At 38.7% G+C, this 19,797-nt stretch carries 19 protein-coding genes; 16 read left to right on the top strand and 3 right to left on the bottom strand.

Features of this window, described 5'->3' with window-relative positions:
- Window positions 1-527: DNA polymerase III subunit beta (dnaN, locus tag DOT_RS13850; protein ID WP_009619746.1), on the bottom strand; the 527-nt coding region annotated here is incomplete at its 3' end.
- 266 nt (window positions 528-793) lie between these two features.
- Window positions 794-2,155, bottom strand: a complete 1,362-nt coding sequence (gene dnaA, locus DOT_RS13845) for a chromosomal replication initiator protein DnaA (RefSeq protein ID WP_040412192.1) — start codon at window positions 2,153-2,155, stop codon at window positions 794-796.
- 358 nt (window positions 2,156-2,513) lie between these two features.
- Here dnaA and rpmH point away from each other — a divergent pair, with 358 nt between their 5' ends.
- The 13 genes from rpmH to DOT_RS13785 all read left to right on the top strand — a co-directional run bounded on the left by rpmH (window position 2,514) and on the right by DOT_RS13785 (window position 14,384).
- A complete protein-coding gene (rpmH, locus tag DOT_RS28690; protein WP_007777819.1) occupies window positions 2,514-2,648 on the top strand; it encodes a 50S ribosomal protein L34 in 135 nt (44 codons plus the stop codon).
- Window positions 2,649-2,777: 129 nt separating this feature from the next.
- Window positions 2,778-3,122: a ribonuclease P protein component gene (gene rnpA / locus DOT_RS13840; RefSeq protein ID WP_009619738.1), complete on the top strand. Its 345-nt coding sequence runs from the start codon at window positions 2,778-2,780 to the stop codon at window positions 3,120-3,122.
- Window positions 3,119-3,325, top strand: coding sequence for a membrane protein insertion efficiency factor YidD (gene yidD, locus DOT_RS13835; protein ID WP_009619737.1), 207 nt, complete (start codon window positions 3,119-3,121; stop codon window positions 3,323-3,325). Before rnpA ends, yidD begins: the two co-directional genes overlap by 4 nt.
- A gap of 11 nt (window positions 3,326-3,336) precedes the next feature.
- On the top strand, window positions 3,337-4,011 hold the full coding sequence (locus tag DOT_RS13830; protein WP_009619736.1) for a YidC/Oxa1 family membrane protein insertase: 675 nt from the start codon (window positions 3,337-3,339) through the stop codon (window positions 4,009-4,011).
- Window positions 4,012-4,041: 30 nt separating this feature from the next.
- Complete coding sequence (jag, locus tag DOT_RS13825; protein ID WP_009619734.1) at window positions 4,042-4,668, top strand: RNA-binding cell elongation regulator Jag/EloR; 627 nt, start codon at window positions 4,042-4,044, stop codon at window positions 4,666-4,668.
- Between the two features lie 378 nt (window positions 4,669-5,046).
- Complete coding sequence (gene mnmE, locus DOT_RS13820; protein ID WP_009619732.1) at window positions 5,047-6,411, top strand: tRNA uridine-5-carboxymethylaminomethyl(34) synthesis GTPase MnmE; 1,365 nt, start codon at window positions 5,047-5,049, stop codon at window positions 6,409-6,411.
- Between the two features lie 8 nt (window positions 6,412-6,419).
- Entirely contained in the window at window positions 6,420-8,321 is a 1,902-nt protein-coding gene (gene mnmG / locus DOT_RS13815; protein ID WP_009619730.1) for a tRNA uridine-5-carboxymethylaminomethyl(34) synthesis enzyme MnmG, read from the top strand.
- Window positions 8,322-8,324: 3 nt separating this feature from the next.
- Window positions 8,325-9,065 carry a 16S rRNA (guanine(527)-N(7))-methyltransferase RsmG gene (gene rsmG / locus DOT_RS13810; protein ID WP_009619728.1) on the top strand — a complete coding sequence of 247 codons (741 nt, stop codon included), beginning with the start codon at window positions 8,325-8,327 and terminating at the stop codon, window positions 9,063-9,065.
- 152 nt (window positions 9,066-9,217) lie between these two features.
- Complete coding sequence (locus DOT_RS13805; RefSeq protein ID WP_009619726.1) at window positions 9,218-10,669, top strand: VanW family protein; 1,452 nt, start codon at window positions 9,218-9,220, stop codon at window positions 10,667-10,669.
- A gap of 137 nt (window positions 10,670-10,806) precedes the next feature.
- Window positions 10,807-11,568: an AAA family ATPase gene (locus DOT_RS13800; protein ID WP_009619724.1), complete on the top strand. Its 762-nt coding sequence runs from the start codon at window positions 10,807-10,809 to the stop codon at window positions 11,566-11,568.
- Window positions 11,561-12,409 (top strand): ParB/RepB/Spo0J family partition protein, encoded by an 849-nt coding sequence (locus tag DOT_RS13795; protein WP_009619722.1) that lies wholly within the window; start codon window positions 11,561-11,563, stop codon window positions 12,407-12,409. Before DOT_RS13800 ends, DOT_RS13795 begins: the two co-directional genes overlap by 8 nt.
- A gap of 703 nt (window positions 12,410-13,112) precedes the next feature.
- Entirely contained in the window at window positions 13,113-13,814 is a 702-nt protein-coding gene (locus tag DOT_RS13790; RefSeq protein WP_009619720.1) for a DUF554 domain-containing protein, read from the top strand.
- A gap of 66 nt (window positions 13,815-13,880) precedes the next feature.
- Entirely contained in the window at window positions 13,881-14,384 is a 504-nt protein-coding gene (locus DOT_RS13785; protein WP_009619718.1) for a DUF4446 family protein, read from the top strand.
- A gap of 4 nt (window positions 14,385-14,388) precedes the next feature.
- Here DOT_RS13785 and yyaC read toward each other — a convergent pair whose 3' ends face one another.
- Window positions 14,389-14,961 carry a spore protease YyaC gene (gene yyaC, locus DOT_RS13780; RefSeq protein ID WP_009619716.1) on the bottom strand — a complete coding sequence of 191 codons (573 nt, stop codon included), beginning with the start codon at window positions 14,959-14,961 and terminating at the stop codon, window positions 14,389-14,391.
- Between the two features lie 162 nt (window positions 14,962-15,123).
- On the opposite strand from yyaC, the gene DOT_RS13775 reads away from it, so the two are divergent.
- The 3 genes from DOT_RS13775 to DOT_RS13765 all read left to right on the top strand — a co-directional run bounded on the left by DOT_RS13775 (window position 15,124) and on the right by DOT_RS13765 (window position 19,728).
- The gene (locus tag DOT_RS13775; protein ID WP_009619715.1) at window positions 15,124-16,155 is read left to right on the top strand and encodes a membrane protein; all 1,032 of its coding nucleotides are present in this window, start codon (window positions 15,124-15,126) and stop codon (window positions 16,153-16,155) included.
- 270 nt (window positions 16,156-16,425) lie between these two features.
- On the top strand, window positions 16,426-18,321 hold the full coding sequence (selB, locus tag DOT_RS13770; RefSeq protein WP_009619713.1) for a selenocysteine-specific translation elongation factor: 1,896 nt from the start codon (window positions 16,426-16,428) through the stop codon (window positions 18,319-18,321).
- Window positions 18,322-18,567: 246 nt separating this feature from the next.
- Window positions 18,568-19,728, top strand: coding sequence for an ABC transporter substrate-binding protein (locus DOT_RS13765; RefSeq protein WP_040412190.1), 1,161 nt, complete (start codon window positions 18,568-18,570; stop codon window positions 19,726-19,728).
- Window positions 19,729-19,797: the final 69 nt, after the last annotated feature.

Genomic DNA, 19,797 nt, shown 5'->3' with positions numbered 1-19,797 from the left:
GCTAAACGATGAGTATCGGTTGCAACTAAACGAATACTTGATCCTTCAATTTGCAAAAGAGTTCCCGTAAAAACTGGCCTATTTTCCTCTATAGCACAAGAAAATACGGTTTGTCTAATCATATTTTTAAAAATCGTAGTAGGTAAAGTAAATGAAATGGGATCCATCAGATCTGGTAACAAGGGGAATTCATCTGGATCGTAGCCATTTAAAGTTATCTCAGATTGATGATAATAAATGGTAATTGTTTTGTCCCGTTCTTCTAATGTAATAGTTGTTTCCGGTAATTTACGTACAACTTCCGAAAAGAGTTTAGCTGGTACGACCATTGTGCCTTCTTCAGCAACCTGGGCAGGTACTTCACAACGAATCCCCATTTCAAGATCAGTCGCTGCAAATTGTAAAGACTGTTGTTCGGCTACTATTAAAATCCCTTGAAGAACAGGTAAAGTGCTTTTACCAGATACAGCCCGTTGAACAGCATTTACACCAGAAAGCAGTGCGTCTTTTGAGCAGAAGATTTTCATATGAATCGAATCCTCCTAAAATTTTATCCTCATAGTTCTAAATTCGTTTATTAATAATAAGATATTAGATAGTAGTTATAGTAGTATTACTTGTCAACATGTGGATAAATGGATTAGTAGTGCTAGAATACTAATAAAACCTATGTTGAAAAAGGTGTGGACAAACGGATTGATGTTATCCACATGCCCACAAGTAATAAACAACGCTTTTTTTATTCATATAATACTAACAGGTTATACACATGAGTTATTTATCAATTTGAGTTTCAATCGGATTGAATACGTTGAATTATTTCGTTAACCTTTTTTTCTAATAATGGGTCAATACGTAATGCCTGCAAGATTTTATCGTGCGCATGCATTACAGTGGTGTGATCTCTTCCACCAAATTCGTCTCCGATCTTTGGCAATGAAGAGTCCGTCAGTTGACGTGACAGATACATGGCAATTTGTCTGGGAAAAGCAACGGCACGAGTTCTTTTCTTAGCTTTGAACTCACTTAATGATAGGTGAAAATAATTTGCTACGGATTGCTGAATCATTTCAATGGTTATTTGTTTTGTGTTATTAACCGGAATAATGTCTTTCAATGCTTCCACTGCAACTTCAGTGTTTATGGGTATTGAACTAAGGGAGGCAAATGCCATGACTCGGATGAGTGCTCCTTCGAGCTCACGAATGTTGGAATGAATTTTATCAGCTATATATACCATTACTTCGTTAGGTACCTGTAAGTTTTCCATCTTAGCTTTCTTTCTTAGAATGGCAATTCTGGTTTCTAAATCTGGGGCCTGAATATCTGTGATTAGACCCCATTCAAAACGAGAACGCAAACGGTCTTCTAAGGTTGGAATCTCTTTAGGAGGTCGGTCTGAAGAAATAATAATTTGCTTATTTGCTTCATGAAGTGCGTTAAATGTATGAAAGAACTCTTCTTGAGTTCGTTCTTTGCCGGCCAAAAATTGAATATCGTCAATAAGGAGGATATCCACGTTTCGGTAATGATTACGAAACTCAATGGAATTTTCGTCTCTGATAGAATCAATCAGTTCATTAGTAAACTTCTCACTGGAAACATAAAGAACCTTCGTATTTGGTGATCGCTGAAGGACATGATGACCAATAGCATGCATAAGGTGGGTTTTCCCTAAACCAACTCCTCCATAAATAAATAGAGGATTGTAGGATTTAGCCGGTGATTCGGCGACAGCTAATGAGGCAGCATGGGCAAAGCGATTACTGTTTCCAATGACGAAGGTGTCAAAGGTATATTTATTATTAAGAGAATTAGGAATTGGTTCATCTTCTATGGGAGTTATCGGAGAAATCGAGACTGAGAGATTTGGATCTACTCCGTAGGATCCTTCTGGAGTGGGTATGATAAAACGGAGGCTAACAGAATGTCCTAGAACTGATTGAACTGAAGATCGAATCAGCGGTGCATAACGACTTTCCAACCAATCCTTTGCAAATTCATTGGGAACACTGATAACAAGTGTATCACCATCAATATGAAGAAGCCGGGTGGAACTTAACCAAGTTTCAAAGCTCGGCTTAGAAAGTTCATTTTTCAATTTTTCTAGAGTTTCCTGCCACAATAATTGAGGTGAGATTGACTGTGGTGGCATGGACGGACCTCCCTTGTCTAAGTATGTAAGAATAATGACAATAAAAAAGTTATACACAAACTTATGCACATTTGTGGATAACTCAGTCAAATTACGTGATGTGTATAAAAATTATATGATATATAGTTGTCGTAAGGTGGTACTCAAACATAATATCAAGTTTTCGAAGGGTTATCAACAGGAAGATAATGAGTTTGCCTAAATTATTCACAGTGGATAACTTTTTGTGGTCGAATGTTATCCACATCTTATCAAATACCTTCGCTTGACAGATTAAAAATTATTAGAGTATAATCTCTAAGTAAGTTTGATTGCTTCGAATGCTTTTTTCGTTGAAATAAAAGGAGGTGTCGTTGAATTGAAGAGAACGTATCAACCGAAGAATAGGCGTCATAAGCGAGTTCACGGTTTTTTGAGTCGGATGAGCACGCCAACGGGGCGAAATGTAATAAAACGCCGTCGATTAAAAGGTCGGAAAAAATTGTCAGTTTAAGGCCGCAAATATGTGGCCTTTTTTTAAATAAATTTTTTTCTTTCTAAAACTATTTTCTGTATAGGTTTAAACTTAGTCTTGGAGAGTTAGAATATTATAGAATCTAAGGTATGTAAGCCTGGAGGAATTATGTTAAAAAGAATATTTCGCTTACGCAAAAAATCTAGCTACCAGGCGGTATTTGCGGATGGGAAAAACTATTCTGTAAAACACGTTGCCATTTATGTACTCAAAGGCCCTAAACGATTTGGTTTTATTGCCTCCAAGAAAGTCGGTAATTCAGTTCAGAGAAATCGTGCAAGAAGGCTTATGCGTGAAGTTATACGTCTTCATTTGTCTGAAATTAGAAATGATATACAAATAATTCTTATTGCTAGGCCAAATATCAAAGGAGTTTCCTATGTGGAAGTCGAAAAGTCTATAATGAATATGTTAAAGAAGGCGAATGCCTTAAAAAGAGTGCAAAAGTTATGAAACGTTTGCTTGTTCTTTTGATCGGACTATACCAAAAATTTATTTCTCCTTTAAAGGGACAAACGTGTCGTTTTTACCCAACTTGTTCTGAGTATTCTGTTCAGGCTTTGCAGAAATACGGTCTTGTAAAAGGAAGTTGGAAATCATTAGTTAGGATTTTAAAATGTCATCCATTTCATCCTGGAGGAAATGACCCAGTTTAAGGAGGGCTTTTGTGAATATTATTGTTCAAGGGATGACTTATCTATTAAATATACTATATAATCTTTCTGCTGCTATTGGTCTCCCTAACTACGGTGTAGCAATTATAATCTTGACCATTTTGATTAAAACGCTTATTTACCCCTTAACTTATAAACAGATGGCTTCAATGCGAAAAACTGTCGATCTACAGCCGAAGATTAAAGCAATTCAAGCAAAGTATAAGAACGATAAGGAAAAAATTAATACAGCAGTCATGGAGTTATACAAAGAACATAATGTTAACCCAATGGGTGGTTGCCTACCTATCGTTGTTCAGTTGCCTATTTTTTGGGCTCTTTATAGCACGCTGCGTAAATTTCCATATGGAAATTCTGCAGCAGCGGCCCATTGGTTTTTAGGTTTTGATCTGACCAAAATTTATGGATTTACACCTTCATATCATATTATTTTGCCTATCTTTGCTGCAGCTACAACGTTTTTACAAACCAAAGTTACAAATCCAAATGCTTCAACAGACCCAACTCAAAAAACTATGTTATACATAATGCCAGTCTTTTTTGCTTATATCAGTGCCACGGTGCCTGCAGGTTTGGCATTATACTGGGTAACGATGAACTGCGTTTCAATTCTACAACAGCTTTATATTAATCGTAGATTGACGAGCCAAAAAAATAACGCGGCATAAATATCGCGGAAGACGTGAGGAGGATCGTTAATGAGGGTTGTAGAGAAAACCGGAAAAACGGTTGAAGAAGCGATCACCGCTGGGGTTCTAGATTTAGCCGTTGATCGAGAGCATGTTAAAGTTGAGGTTCTTGTCGAGCCTACGAAGAAAGGTTTGTTTGGTCTCTTTGGAACACGGCTGGCTAGAGTTCGAGTGTCTTATGAAGATAATCCAGGTATTTTAGCTTCGGAATTTATTCATAAAGTATGTATAGCGATGGGCGTTATAGCGGATACTCAAGTGAGTAAGGACGGAGAACACTGGCATGTTGATATTAATGGGCCAGAGCTTGGAATACTTATAGGCAGACGTGGTGATACTTTAGATGCACTTCAATATTTAACAAATTTAGCGGTTGCTAAAATTTTGTCAGAACGCGTACGTATTGTTGTTGATGTGGAAGGGTATAGACTACGTCGTGAAGAGACACTTGTGCGTCTAGCTAAACGATTATCTGAAAAGGTAAAAAGGACAGGTACAAGAATAGTCTTAGAGCCGATGAATCCTCATGAGCGAAGGATTATCCATACATCTTTACAAGATGAAGCTAGGATATCGACATTTAGTGAGGGTGATGACCCAAATCGACGTGTTGTCATATCTTTAAGAAGAGGGTAATCAGTTTTTAGAAACAACATAGATTTCTTAGATTAGGGAGAGGGGGGGAACCCCTCTTTTTTTATACTAGTCTGAAGGTATAACTTTTAGTTCCATACTTTCTGGAAGGTCCCATCTCGCCGTTACGGCACCTTGCTATCCTGCAAGAAGGCTAATACGTGCGAAGACAGTGTCTTCGAGCGGTAGTCTAACCTCGATCGTCCTGTTCGAGTCACGGTGGCACACTAACCTTGTGGATATCCTGTTCGAGTCTTGGCGAGCGCTGAAGCGAAACTATGGCTGTTACCGTTGCAGAGACTTTCCGCAAGCAGAGTTTATTATAGATCTTAGATGAAATGTCAATATAATTTCTTACTTATTTTATGGAGATGATAAAATTTGGATGATACTATCGTGGCGATGGCAACTGCTAAGGGTGAAGCAGGTATTCATATCATAAGATTGAGCGGCCTTAAAGCAGGAGCAATAATTGAGGATTGCTTTAAGCCTCAGAATAAAGAGCGCTGGTTAACTAGAGAAAACTATACCTTAAATCTTGGTGTTTTTCATGATGAAGGTAAAGTTCTCGATCAAGTACTCGTTGGTAGAATGTTGACTCCTTACTCCTATACAGGTGAAGATGTTTTTGAAATCAATTGTCATGGTGGACCGTTTGTTGCTCAAAGAATTTTACAAGCCTGCATTAGTCATGGTGCGAATCTTGCGGAACCGGGTGAATTTTCTAAGCGGGCTTTTTTGAATGGAAAACTTGATTTAGTTCAGGCGGAGGCGGTAATAGATTTAATTAGTTCACGTACTGAGACATCTGCAAATTTGGCCTTAACTCAATTGAGTGGCGGACTTTCAGATACAATTATTAAATTGCGGGAGGAAGTTTTGGAGATACTTGCCTTTATTGAAGCAAGTATTGATTTTCCTGAAGATGATGTTGAAAATCTGGATAGAGAAACCCTTGAATCTAAAATAGATAAGGCTCTTGTTGACACCAAGAATCTATTAGATGGTAGTAAAACAGGTAAAATATTGAGAGAAGGATTACTTACAGTTATTGTTGGCCGACCTAATGTTGGCAAATCGAGTTTACTTAATTCACTATTACATGAAGAACGGGCTATTGTGACTGATATTCCGGGTACGACACGCGATATAATAAGAGAATCAGTCAGTGTAGGGGGAATTCTTTTACAACTGATGGATACCGCAGGAATTTGTGAAACTGAAGATTTTGTGGAACGTCTTGGAATTGAGAGAACGTGGAATGCGTTAAAAACTGCGGAGCTTATTTTGCTTGTAGTTCAAGCCAACATTCCGTTGACTGAAGATGAGTATCACATTTTAAAGACTTATGCTGCTAAAGTAATTGTTATTGTAAACAAAATAGATTTGATGGACGATGATTATCATATTGTCAAACTTAATCAAAAAGGGTCTTGGATTCCTTTTTCTGTAATTCAGCATAAAGGTTTTCAGGAACTTGAAGTTGAAATAAGGAATAGAGTTTTTCAGGGAGAGGCTGTTCTTGAATCTGACCCTCTTCTCTCCAATGTTCGACAGATTTCATCTTTAGAGCATTGTTACACTGCTTTGTCTCAAGCATTATTAAGCATACAGAATGGTTTGCCTTGGGATATTCTATCCATTGATATTCGCCAAGCCCTACAATATGTTTCTGAGATTACCGGACATAATGTTCAAGAAACTCTTTTAGATGATATTTTCTCTCGATTTTGTATTGGAAAGTAGGATGTACTTTGGAATATTTTGCTGGGAAATATGATGTGATTGTGATTGGAGCAGGACATGCGGGCTGTGAAGCCGCTTTGGCTGCTGCGCGATTAGGGTGTGAAACACTTTTACTCACCTTAAACTTGGATACGATTGCTCATATGCCGTGTAACCCTTCACTCGGTGGACCTGCCAAGGGGCATTTAGTTAGAGAAATTGATGCCTTAGGTGGACAAATGGGAGTTGTTGCAGACGAGACTTCTCTACAAGTTAAGATGTTAAATACTGGTAAGGGGCCTGCTGTTCATGCTTTACGCATTCAATCAGATAAACAGGCTTATCAAAATCGAATGCGCGATGTTTTATTGGAACAGGATAGATTAACTGTAATTCAAGGGCTGGTCGAGCATCTAGTTGTTGACAATAGTGGTCTGACCGGTATCGTTACTCGAACTGGTGCGCGCTTTGAATCAGAAAACATTGTATTGACAAGTGGCACGTATTTGCGTGGAAAAATTATTATTGGGGATTCTATGTATGAAGGTGGGCCTAATGGCCAGATTCCTGCTATGAATCTTTCAGCTTCACTTAAAGAGTTTGGAATTGAACTAGGCAGGTTTAAAACAGGGACTCCGCCTCGAATTCATCGCCAGTCTGTGGACTATTCAAAATTTCGCATTCAACCTGGTGATGATATCCCCTGGCGTTTTTCATTTCTGGCTACAGAAAGCCAATTCTGGCATAAGGATACATCTAAACAAGTTGCTTGTTGGTTAGGATATACAGCTAATCAAACGCATGAGATTATTCGAGAGAACCTTTATCGTGCGCCTTTGTATTCTGGAAAGATTGAGGGGATCGGTCCTCGCTATTGTCCTTCTATTGAAGATAAAGTAGTACGCTTTGCTTCACGAGAAGCACATCAAATATTTTTGGAGCCAGAAGGCTGGCAAAGCGACGAACTTTATGTGGCAGGTTTATCAACAAGTATGCCAGAGGATGTTCAAGTTAAAATATTAAAGAGTATCCCAGGATTGGAACATGTAAGAATGTTGCGTCAGGGATATGCGATTGAATATGATTATGTTTTGCCCCATCAACTTTCGCTTGGTTTAGAGGTAAGGCAGTTGCCAGGATTATTCACAGCAGGCCAAATTAATGGGACTTCTGGATATGAAGAAGCTGCTGCGCAAGGGTTAATGGCTGGAATTAATGCAGCACGTCGAGTTTTGGGAAAGGATCCGTTTGTGCTTAGACGTTCGGATGGATATTTAGGTGTCTTAATTGATGATTTGGTCACGAAGGGTGTTAAGGAACCTTATCGTTTATTAACTTCACGAGCGGAGTACCGCCTTGTTCTTCGTCAGGATAATGCTGATTTAAGGTTAACTGAAAAAGGACATGCTGTTGGCTTGGTTAACGAAGAACGCTGGAAACGTTTTCAAGCAAAAAAGGAAGACTTTCAACATATTCTTGGACTCTGGAAATCCACTGTTTTCTCTCCATTGAGAGAGGACTTACAACAGGTTATGGTTGAGGCTAAATCAACTCCGACTCGTGGGGGAATAAGTGCCCAAGATTTAATCCGCAGACCTGAGATTACTATTGTCCATTTAGTTAGACTTCTACCGGAATTGGGAAATTTTGACTTAGAAGTCTTAGAAGAAGCTGAGATTGAAACGAAATATGCTGGGTATATTGAAAAACAATGGATTGAGATCGAGAAGTTTTCAAAGTTAGAGTCACGTTCTCTTAATAATAATCTTGATTATGAAAAAATCCGTGGTTTATCTACGGAAGGAAGACAACGTTTAATGGAAGTAAAACCTCTAAATGTTGGACAGGCTTCACGTATCACAGGGGTTAGCCCTGCTGATATTTCCGTCTTACTCGTATATTTAGAACAACAACGGAGAGGATGGAAGTAAATAATGTTTAGACAATTCTCATCTTTTCTACAAGAGTCAACTTATAAGCTTATTGGCTACGATTTATCTGATTTACAGATTAGTCAACTTTGTCAATTTGGTGATCTCTTGCTTGATTGGAACCGACGATTAAATTTAACGAGAATCACTGATCCCCATGAAGTAATCTTAAAACATTTTATTGATTCAATGGTCCTTTCTAAATATATCTCGGGCGTATCCTTTGCAGACATTGGAACCGGCGCTGGTTTTCCTGGTATTCCACTAAAGATAATACGTCCAGAGTTAACGATCGTTCTAATGGATTCTCTTAAAAAACGGCTTAATTTTCTTGATTTCGTTATTAAAGATTTAAATCTACATGAAATTAATACCGTCCATGCTCGAGCCGAGAATTTTGGACAAGATGTGCAATATAGAAATTGCTTTGACAACGTTAGTTCACGTGCTGTAGCTCGTCTTCCTGTTTTGTTAGAGTATACCCTACCAGTTCTTAAGATCAATGGGCTGTTACTTGCCCCAAAAGGATCGCAGGTTGATGATGAGTTAGCAGAATCTCAAAAGGCCTTGAAATTATTGGGTGGTGTGGTAGAAAGTGTTGAACATTTTAGTCTGGGTGAAGGTGCAGAGCACCGTGCTGTAGTGTTAATTCGAAAGGTTAAAGAAACACCTATCCAGTACCCACGTCAAGCTGGAATTCCTACAAAAGACCCTATTTGTTATTTCAAAATGAAAAAGGGATAGTGTATGAGCCTGGTTTCCATTTCTTCAGGGCTTTACTTTGAGTAGTAAGGCTCTTTTTTATACTTATAGTGAAGGATATATGAGAAGAACGTCGAATTGTGATATATGTATCAATTATTAAACTAGGATAGATTGATTAGGGGGGGTGCGGTTTGGACGAGTCATTTGATCAAAGAGATAGGCAACGAATTGGGGAAGGTGAAGCTATCGATTTATATGGCAAAGAAAATAAACATACTACAAAAAGGCGTCGAACTAGTCTAAATCGTCTCCAGAGCAATAAACATTTCTTTATTGCTATGGGAGTCCTTTTAATTACAATAGTTTTAGCTGCAACCTCAATCATGGTCTATACCTGGGATCAACACACAATTGTTGAAGGAGTTACAATATCTGGAATTAGTGTCAGTAATTTAACTCAGGATCAGGCTAAAGAAACAATCGATAAGGAAGTTCAGCGTTTAATGAGTCAAACGGTGAAATTAAATGCAGACAAGAAATCTTCTGAGGTTAAGTTAGAAGATTTAGGTCTTTCCATAAATGGAGATATAGCATTACAGGAAGCTTATGATATTAGTAGGGAAGGTTCATTCCGAAAAAGGGTTGTATCAAAAATGGAAGCGGCGAAAGGGATAAACTTTCAATTGACAGAAAAATGGGATGAACAGAAAATGAAGGATTGCCTGAATCAAACCTTGAAAGAGTTTTGTAATCCTGCAACGGATGCTTCTTATGAGATAACTAATTTGAATGCAATGAAGATTCATGGTGAACATATTGGTACAACCTTTGACATGAATGCACTTATTTCTCAGATCAAGGGGCTTAATATATATAAGCCTGTTTCTGAATTTAAAGTTGAATTTAAAGATCTTCCACCTGCTCTGACTGCAGCTCAGTTAGAAAATCAGAAAATTACTGGTCTCTTAGCCAGTTATACTACCCGGTTTGATTCTTCACAGGCTGCGAGGACTGAGAATGTACGTTTAGCTGCCAAGGCTTTAGATATGGCGGTCGTTAAGCCTGGGGATACGTTATCTTTTAATCAGATCGTTGGCGAAAGGACTGTAGCAGGAGGATATAAGGATGCTTATATTATCGTTAATGGTCAGTTTGTCCCTGGACTTGCTGGGGGAATATGTCAAGTTTCCAGTACCTTATACAATACTGGTTTATTAGCAAATTTAGCTGTAGTTCAACGCTCTAACCATGACTTAGCAATTTCATATGTTCCGCTTGGACAGGATGCGACAGTTGCTTATCCAAGTCTTGATCTAAAATTTAATAATAATACTGGTGGATACCTCCTTATTCGAACTAGGACTACTTCGAATACTCTTACAATCGATTTGTATGGTAAGGTTAAGCCAGGACAAGAGGTGGCAATCTCTAATACCGTTGAATCTACGATTCCCCCTGAAGTACAACATTTAGTTGATGAAACACTTGCCCACGGAGTATCGGTTCTTAAGCAACAAGGACAGCCAGGCTACATTGTAAAGTCTGTTCGTAATGTAAAGATAAATGGAAAAGTTGTGAGCAGTGAGCCACTTCAAAAAAGTGTTTATAAGGCATTACCTAAAATCTTTGCAATTGGGTCATAACAATGTAAAAATATTTAGCATTTATTTTAAAAAAGCGTTTATAACGCTTTTTTTATTGGGAAGGGTTTGATACTATCTAGAGTATAAGTAATCGTAATAAATTTCTATTCGATATAGAAGGAAGTGTGTGCTCATTGATGACCAAAGTAATCGCTATTGCCAATCAAAAAGGTGGTGTTGCTAAGACGACGACAGCGATAAATTTAAGTGCTTGCTTAGCCGAACTTGGGAAAAGGGTTCTTCTTGTAGATCTTGACCCTCAGGGAAATGCAACCAGCGGGATGGGGCTTGCAAAACATAAGCTTTCGCGTTGTATCTATGATGTATTGATCAATGATGTCCCTCTTGAACAGGTGATTCAGAAAACGGATCAAAAAAATCTAAAGGTTGTCCCTGCTCGAATTCAGTTAGCTGGGGCAGAAATTGAATTAGTTGCTCAGATTTCACGTGAAGGCAAATTGAGAATTGCCTTTGAAAACATAAAGGATAGTTATGATTTTGTATTCATAGATTGCCCTCCATCACTCGGACTATTGACGATAAACGCTTTAACTGCTGCCACGGACGTCCTAATTCCAATTCAATGTGAGTATTATGCTCTTGAAGGCCTAACACTCTTAATGAGCACATTGGAAAGAGTTCGCAAACATCTCAATCCAAACCTTAATATATTAGGAGCCCTGTTAACTATGTTTGATGCTCGAACAAATTTAGCTATTCAAGTAGTGGATGAGGTAAAAAAGTACTTTCCACAGAAAGTCTTCAAAACGATTATTTCCCGCAATGTTCGTCTCAGCGAAGCTCCAAGTCATGGGAAACCGATTAATGCTTATGATACTCGTTCTAGGGGAGCGGAAGTTTATCGAGAATTAGCTAAGGAGGTTTTAGATCGTGTCTAGTAAAAAGGGACTTGGCCGAGGCCTTCAAGCGTTACTTTCTGATGAGTTAAGTGATAACCATAGTATTAAAGAAATACCTGTCTCGGATATTGATCCAAACCCCGATCAACCTAGAAGAGATTTTGATCTTGAAGCATTAAATGAATTAGCAAATTCTCTGCAAGAGCACGGTTTGCTGCAACCTATTTTAGTCAGACCTGTAGGTGAACGATATTATATCATTGCTGGTGAACGACGATTACGAGCTGCTAAGATTGCTGGATTTTCTAAGATTGAATGTATTGTTCAATTGTGTAGTGATCAAGAAATGGCGGAACGGGCACTTGTTGAAAATATTCAACGCGCAGATTTATCCCCTATTGATGAAGGAATGGCTTATAAAAAACTGATTGAAGAATACAGTTTAACACAAGAACAAGTGGCCCAACGCGTTGGTAAAGCGCGTACAACTGTTGCTAATCTCCTGCGTGTGATTTTGTTACCTGAAGTTATTCTTCAATTGCTAAGAAATGAAGATATTTCCTTAGGGCATGCTAAAGTTTTGCTTAGTGTTAAAGATACATCCTTGCAAGTTTTGATAGCTCAAAAGGCTGCAAAGGAAAAGTTATCTGTGCGTGAGACTGAAGAACTTTTGAACAGAGTTTCAGAAAAAGTTGAGAAAAGTAAACCTATTCGCGAATATTCTCTTCTTCTTCATAACGTTGAAGAACGTTTGCAGACTAGCTTTCAGACCAAAGTGTTGTTAAAAGGAGACTCTAAACGAGGAAAAATTGAGATACAATATTTTTCTGAAGATGAATTGAACCGTCTTCTTGAACTGTGGAACGTACGAATAGATTGAAAATTAATGTTCCATGTGGAACATTGATTGAGTGAGTTGAGTCTAGAAAATTAATATCGATTGAATTGGATTGGAATATTGATTAGAGTATAATAACTTTTAGTTATTGCTATTCTTATTTATTTAAAAAATCTGGCACACAGGTGATTTATATATACCATTGTCCCATGTGGACCATAGTAATGATAAAAATCTAATTTGATTTTATCTTCAGCACTTAACATAAAGTAGAGTTTAACAACTGAAATACTTATTGATATCCTATCTGAAATTATACTCAGAGAGGATATTTTTAGCCTATGATTATAGTAGTTTATAACTACTTACCGACTGTATCTTATCGTTTTGTGTTAGTAGGCCTATTACTGATTATTAACCATATGTAATTTTGCTGCTAACGAATCTCAATTGAACCATTTTACCTGACCCTGTGTCCAATCTTATATATTTAAAGTGACTAAAAGTATTAGCAAACTTAAGTACTCTTAGATTAGAACTCCAGTATTTGTGAATAGATATTTGTTTTATACATAATGGAGTTACGCATTTATGTTCCACGTGGAACATAAAGTTTAGTTTAAACAGAAAATAGGTCAGCTATGACGAAATTTTAGACAGTAAGCATAGTGTATTTACACGGACAAGTAAAGTGTTCATACACATTTCCGAAAGCATTTAAGGCCTAAAGAAGGCGGTGATGTTAGTGCTGGGAACTATTGTAAATACAGCAGCTATTGTTTTAGGAGGATTAATTGGACTTCTGTTTGGACAAGCCTTACCTGAAAAAATGAAAAGGACAGTCATACAGGGAATAGGGCTGGCTGTCTTACTAATTGGAGGAAGTATGGCTTTGCAAACTAAGAATCCGTTAATTGTTATTGCCAGCCTCGTGTTAGGTGGTGTAATTGGGGAATGGATAGATATAGAGCTTCGATTACAACATTTTGGTCAGTGGTTAGAAGGTAAATTTTCTAGAAATGGTCAAGTAACAGGATTCACTAAAGCATTTGTAACGGCAAGCTTAATTTACTGTGTCGGAGCAATGGCAATAATGGGCTCGCTTGAGAGCGGATTAAAGGGAAACCATAATATACTTTTATTAAAATCAATGCTTGACGGAATATCAGCAATAGTTTTCTCCTCTTCGATGGGAATTGGCGTATTAGCGTCTGCTATACCTGTGTTTATATATCAAGGATCCATAACTATGGCAGCGGGCCTACTCCAAGGAATACTGTCGTCTCAAGTCATCACAGAAATGGGCGCAACAGGTGGTTTGCTTATATTGGGGATAGGATTTAATATCTTAGAAATGAAAGAAATTAAAGTAGGTAATCTACTACCAGCAATATTTATAGCAGTTCCAATAACCATTTTATTCACAAAACTCCATTTGGGTATGTAAAACTGTAGAATCGTAAATAATCATTAGTGAACGTATCTGAGTTAGTTGAAAAAGGAGGCAAAAGCGTTGACAAGTCTAGGAAGCATTATGCCTATTATGTGGTGGGGTATCAGTGCTTTATCGATACTTATATTAATTTTTATTCTTATAGTAATATTGCTTTTTCGCCGAATGAAACGCTTTGAAGCTTCTTACGTGACATTACAAACATTCATGTCAGGGTACGAACTTGAACCAATGCTTCAGAAATATATAGAGACGCTGGGTGAACAAAATCAGGAAATAAAGACTTGTGAAATTCGGCTTGCAAAGATCGAAGCGAAATTGCGCGCGGCCGTTGATCGTGCAGAATTGCTGCGATTTAGAGCCTTTGAAAACGTAGGGAGCGATTTAAGTTTTGCCTTTGCGCTTTTGAATCAAGAGGGAAGTGGAGTTGTGCTCAGTGCTATTCATAGCCGTGAAGAATCAAGAGTATACGCTAAACCCATTACTAGAGGGCAGTCTTCGTATTTATTGACCGATGAAGAAGTTGAAGTTATTAGGAAAGCAATGCAAGGAGAGAAAATATAACAACTTATTTCTCATAACGCATTTTTAAATATGAATGCGTTATGAGAGAACTAATATTTTCGGACATCCGCCACACCAGATTAAGGCGGGTGTTTTGCAATACCATGTATTCCATAAAACCACCGACATTTACGATTCCGGTCAAATGAGCTTCTCCGACTTCAGGAAGCTGTTTATGGACACCAGCGCCTGGTTTCAAAGGTCCATTAGCTAGTATGATACACCCTATAGAATCCATACGTCCGAGGCAAGCATCAATTGCAATAATAAAAGGATTCACGAAGGATTGCTTGATGAATTCAATGTTTTGTCCCAGATTAGTGGCATGTACAGGTTCATCGAGTGTACCGTAGACATGAAGCTGAGGTAGTTTAAGGCGTGAAAGATGTGTTCCTATTAAAGGACCTAAGGCGTCTCCCGTAGATCGATCAGTTCCAATGCAAAGAATAACTGCGGGGCGCTTACGAGTTGATACGAAGAGATCAGAAAGTCGCGTTTCTAATTTCGCCTTGGCGGAATAGTCATCAACGTGGGCTTTTATTTTTTGAGGTTCAGTCCATAAAGAAAACAGACTCACGAGTTACCCCCTAAGATTTAAAAACTTGAATACCTGTGAACATACAAACGCTTAGTAAATTCCAGTTCAATAATATATATATAAATATTTCCCAATTCCTGACCTTTTTATGCATGAGATTCCTTTTCTAGCCATAAGGATGATGGCGAGGAGGGAAGTGTTATGAATTGGAAAACAACATTACAAGTTGCCGCAACTTACGTAGGTGCTGTTATGGGGGCGGGATTTGCATCAGGTCAAGAAATACAGCAATTTTTTTCTCGCTTTGGTCGTTGGGGTTTAGTCGGAATTATTGTCAGTGCAGTATTGTTTGCACTAATGGGTTGGAGTATGTTGGATTTGCAGGCGCGCTGGAAGATAACATCCTATCCAGAGTTTTTTAAACGTCTATTAGGGAATAGGTGGGGTCGATGGGCCGATGGACTAGTAAGTATACTCTTATTCCTAGGAATGCTGGCGATGATTTCGGGCAGTGGGGCACTCTTTTACGAATACTTCGGATTCACCAGGTGGTTAGGTATTATATTGACCGGAACTGTAATAGCTTTAGCTTTATGGTTTCGCGGAGAGGGAGTTTTATGGATTAATTCTGTCCTAATCCCATTGAAATTTATCATTTGCTTAGGTATCGCAACTGCGGCTGTATTTTTTGCAGCTTCTGGAGATGGTGAAGGCATTGTTGTGTTGCCTAACCCAATTGTTCAACATTGGGCTCTCTCAGCTATATTATATGTATCGTTTAATTTCACTCTAGCAATGGTAGTGTTCGCTTCACTTGGCCGTGATGTCCAACGGCCAGGAGCACGCATAGGCGCAGTTCTTGGCGGTGTATCGCTTGGAATATTTGCTTTCTTTATAGGGTCTGCATTACTCAGGTTTCCAGAGGTACTAGGGCTAGAAATACCAATGATTGCGGTTGCGGGTAAGTTAGGAGATTGGCCAGCCTTTTTCTACGTAGTCGTATTATGGTTGACTATGATCACAGCAGCGATCGGAAATGGCTTTAGTCTTGTCAGTAGAGTGGTACAAACAAATAAATTGAGTTATGGAAATGCCACACTCTTAATATTGCTCTTGTTGTTACCAATAGCAGGGGTAAGATTCTCCCAAATTGTACAGTTCGTATATCCTTTGTTTGGCTATTTAGGACTTGTCTTCTTACCGACAATTTTATACTTTTGGCGTAGAACATAAAGGATATTTACTTTGATTGTCGAAGTTTTCAAATGACTGGTAGGCTGGAGATAAATTGTCATGAAAATTTATGGGAAGAATCTAAAGTAGTAATAGCAGAATATGAAATCGATAGAAACGGAAACAGATAAACTACCTTGAGAAGAGGCCAAAATAAACCAGCGAATGAATACTTAGAGTACAGAAGGGTTATTAATTACAAAGAGAAACCTACCTGCAAAGATTATCTAGACAGATTTTGGCCAAAATCACGTAATAAGGGGAAGAAAAATGGGTGAACGACACTATTTAGTAGGTACAGCAGGACATGTTGATCATGGGAAAACGCAACTAATTCATGCTCTTTCAGGTATGGAAACGGACCGTTTAAAAGAAGAGAAGCAACGGGGAATCTCTATTGAGCTGGGATTTGCTCATATGACAATGCCCAGTGGTCGACAAGTTGGAATTGTAGATGTTCCTGGGCATGAACGGTTTGTCCGCCAAATGTTGGCAGGAGCAAGCGGAATGGATGTAGTATTACTCGTCATTGCCGCAGATGAAGGGATTATGCCACAGACTCAGGAGCATCTGGACATCTTGACATTACTAGGTATACCGCGAGGAATTGTTGTTATTAATAAAGTTGACCTTGTGGACGAAGAGTGGCTTGAACTGATAGAAGAAGAGATACGCGAGGAACTTAATGATACGGCATTTCAAAAAGCACCCATTTGTCGAGTTTCAGCACTGACAAGTGAAGGGATTCTCAACTTACGTCAAGTCATTGATGGACTGCTTTCGGAGGTTGAGGGAAAAAAAGCGACAGGACCTATTCGCATGCCACTTGATCGGGTCTTCAGTATTCAGGGATTCGGCACCGTTGTTACTGGGACGCTTCACAGTGGGACGGTGAAACTGGGTCAGGAGCTGGCGATTGAGCCAACTCATATTATTACTAAGGTTCGCTCCCTACAAGTTCATAAAAACAAAGTGAATTCTGCAGAGGCTGGACAACGAGTAGCCATAAATCTAACTGGGGTGGATGTTGCTGAAGTTGAGCGAGGTTCAGTACTTGTTATGCCAAATGCGTTTAAGGTCGGAAAAATCTTAGACTTGAAGGTTTTAAACCTATTCTCTTCTAATAAACCTATTATCCAAAGACAAAGAGTTCGTTTTCACCTTGGAACCACAGAGATCCTCGGCCGCATTCATCTTTTGGAACAGGAAGAACTGGTGCCTGGACAAGAGGGATTTGCCCAGATACTTTTGGAAGAGCCTGTTGTTGCAGTACCAGGAGATCGTTTTGTACTTCGGTTCTATTCCCCTGCCCATACAATCGCAGGTGGAAAAGTTCTAGGTGTGGCAGAGTTTAAGAGGAAACGGTTTAAAGAAAATGTTCTTGCACAGATGAAGATGAAAGACCAAGGCGACCCCCTTGATCTATTGGAAAAAGAAATGATTGAACCTCGAACGGATAAGGATTTAGCTGCACGCCTGCATGTCAGTTCAGAAGAACTGGAGGAAAGTTTGATATCACTAGAGCAATTGGGACGAATGGAAATTTGGATGGAAGATGAAACAAAGCTCTACTGGGGAAAAGCGACGGCAGAACTTTGGCGGTCAAAATTGATAGACACCGTCAAGTCTTATGAAAAAGTAAATCCTCTGCGCAGAGGAATTAGCCGAGAGGAACTAAAAACTCGTTTAGGAATATCGTGGACACATCGACGTTGGCAGACAATACTAGAACAAGGGTCTATTCGAGGCTTCTATAATATATCAGGAAGTAAAGTCCAAACAAACGAAGGAGCAGAAATTCCTGCGAATATTTTGAAACGGTTAGAAGCATTACGTGTTAAATGGCAAAATGTTGCTCTTATGCCGCCTGACTTGGCAATGACAGCAGAAGAATGTGCAATTCCTAAATCTGAAGCGCCAGAGTATGCTCAGTATTTGTGCGAAACTGGAGAATGGGTACATATAGATCAATTTTATTATAGCCAAAAAGAGCTAGCTAAGGCCCAAAAACTCTTAACGGAGTTTCTAAAGGAACATGGTGAAATAGGTGTCGCAGATGCGCGTGAAACGTGGGGTACTTCAAGAAAATATGCAGTTCCACTACTAGAATTTTTTGATAATCAGAGGCTAACTAAGCGCTCTGGTGACAAAAGACGTTTGTACTAAAATCTATGTAGTGACACAGAATTTATTAATTGACACAATGGTGTAACAGATATAGAATTAATCATTGTTAAGTATAAATGTGTCGATTTCTGTATTATAACTATTAAGCGGGGTTTATTTTGGCATCAAGCTTTGCTTCTGTCCAAGGTAAATTCTTAATATGTGAAGCGGAGGTGTCGTTAGTAATTTCTTAGGTTTCTATTTTAACTGCAACATAGAATTCATTTTAGTGATGGAGGTAAACAAATGAGAAGAAATAAAGTCGTGTTAGGCATAGCAGTTATAATGTTAGGCTTGATCTCAGGTTGTGGTAGTTCAGCAGCACCAGCCGCTTCTGAGGAAATAAAAATTGGTGGCGACCTTGAGTTATCAGGTGGCGTAGCAACTTATGGTCAATCAGTTTTAAATTCAGTGAATCTAGCTTTTGAAGATCAAAATAAAAAAGGTGGCGTCCTGGGAAAACAACTCAAATTCATTACAGCAGATAATAAATCAGAAGCAGGGGAGTCCACGTCAGCCATAACAAAGCTAATCACTCAAGATAAAGTTGTAGCTGTTCTAGGAGCAGTAACTAGTTCAAATACGAAGGCAGCTGTGCCTGTTTCTGCGGACAATAAAATCCCGTTGATTACGCCAACTGCAACAAATGCAGAAGTTACAATTAACAAAGATGGATCACTGAATTCATGGGTTTTCAGAAGCTGCTTTTTAGATCCTTTCCAAGGAAAGGTTGCTGCGAATTTCGTAATGAACACGCTCAAGATAAATAAGGCGGCAGTATTTATCGATCAAAAAGATGATTACTCAAAAGGTTTAGCTGCGGAGTTTAGTAAAGTCCTTTCAGGTGCTGGAGGAACCATTACCGATACCGAGAATTATGTTGGCGGAGATAAGGATTTCAAATCTACCTTGACCAGAATCAAAGCTAGTAATCCTGATGTCGTATTTGTCCCTGGCTATTACAATGAAGTGGGACTGATTGTCAAGCAAGCTCGAGAATTAGGAATAACAGTTCCCTTTGTTGGAGGAGATGGCTGGGATTCTGCGAAATTACCAGAGTTAGCTGGTCCCGCGAATCTAAATAACACGTATTATGTTAACCATATGTGGGCGGAAGATCCAGCTACAAAACCTTTCGCAGATGCCTATAAAGCAAAATATAATGCAGAACCAGATGCTTTAGCAGCATTGGGTTATGATGCAGCTGAAATGCTTATTGCAGCAATCCAAACCTCAGGCAGTACGGATCCTGAAAAACTCAGATCAGCCTTAGAAAACACCAAGGATTTTCAAGGGGTTACTGGAGTCATCACGGTTGATCCAAAAACACATAATCCTGTGAAGAGTGCGGTTATTATTAAATTAGTTGATGGCAAAAAGACCCTGCTTACACATGTTAATCCATAATTCGAACTTTTCAGACGAAATGTTATGTTATAACAGAATTTTAATTGACTTAATCATGTACAAAAGCTA

The sequence above is a fragment of the Desulfosporosinus sp. OT genome (genome assembly GCF_000224515.1).
GTDB lineage: Bacteria > Bacillota > Desulfitobacteriia > Desulfitobacteriales > Desulfitobacteriaceae > Desulfosporosinus.
Note: the sequence above shows the minus strand (reverse complement) of the source record. Positions and strands in the feature narration are given on the sequence as shown.

Coding starts and splice junctions, on each gene's coding strand:
- dnaA (WP_040412192.1), bottom strand. CDS start 2,155: ATGCCACCACAGTCAATCTCACCTCAATTATTGTGGCAGGAAACTCTA.
- rnpA (WP_009619738.1), top strand. CDS start 2,778: ATGTTAAAAAGAATATTTCGCTTACGCAAAAAATCTAGCTACCAGGCG.
- yidD (WP_009619737.1), top strand. CDS start 3,119: ATGAAACGTTTGCTTGTTCTTTTGATCGGACTATACCAAAAATTTATT.
- jag (WP_009619734.1), top strand. CDS start 4,042: ATGAGGGTTGTAGAGAAAACCGGAAAAACGGTTGAAGAAGCGATCACC.
- rsmG (WP_009619728.1), top strand. CDS start 8,325: ATGTTTAGACAATTCTCATCTTTTCTACAAGAGTCAACTTATAAGCTT.
- DOT_RS13800 (WP_009619724.1), top strand. CDS start 10,807: ATGACCAAAGTAATCGCTATTGCCAATCAAAAAGGTGGTGTTGCTAAG.
- DOT_RS13775 (WP_009619715.1), top strand. CDS start 15,124: ATGAATTGGAAAACAACATTACAAGTTGCCGCAACTTACGTAGGTGCT.
- selB (WP_009619713.1), top strand. CDS start 16,426: ATGGGTGAACGACACTATTTAGTAGGTACAGCAGGACATGTTGATCAT.
- DOT_RS13765 (WP_040412190.1), top strand. CDS start 18,568: ATGAGAAGAAATAAAGTCGTGTTAGGCATAGCAGTTATAATGTTAGGC.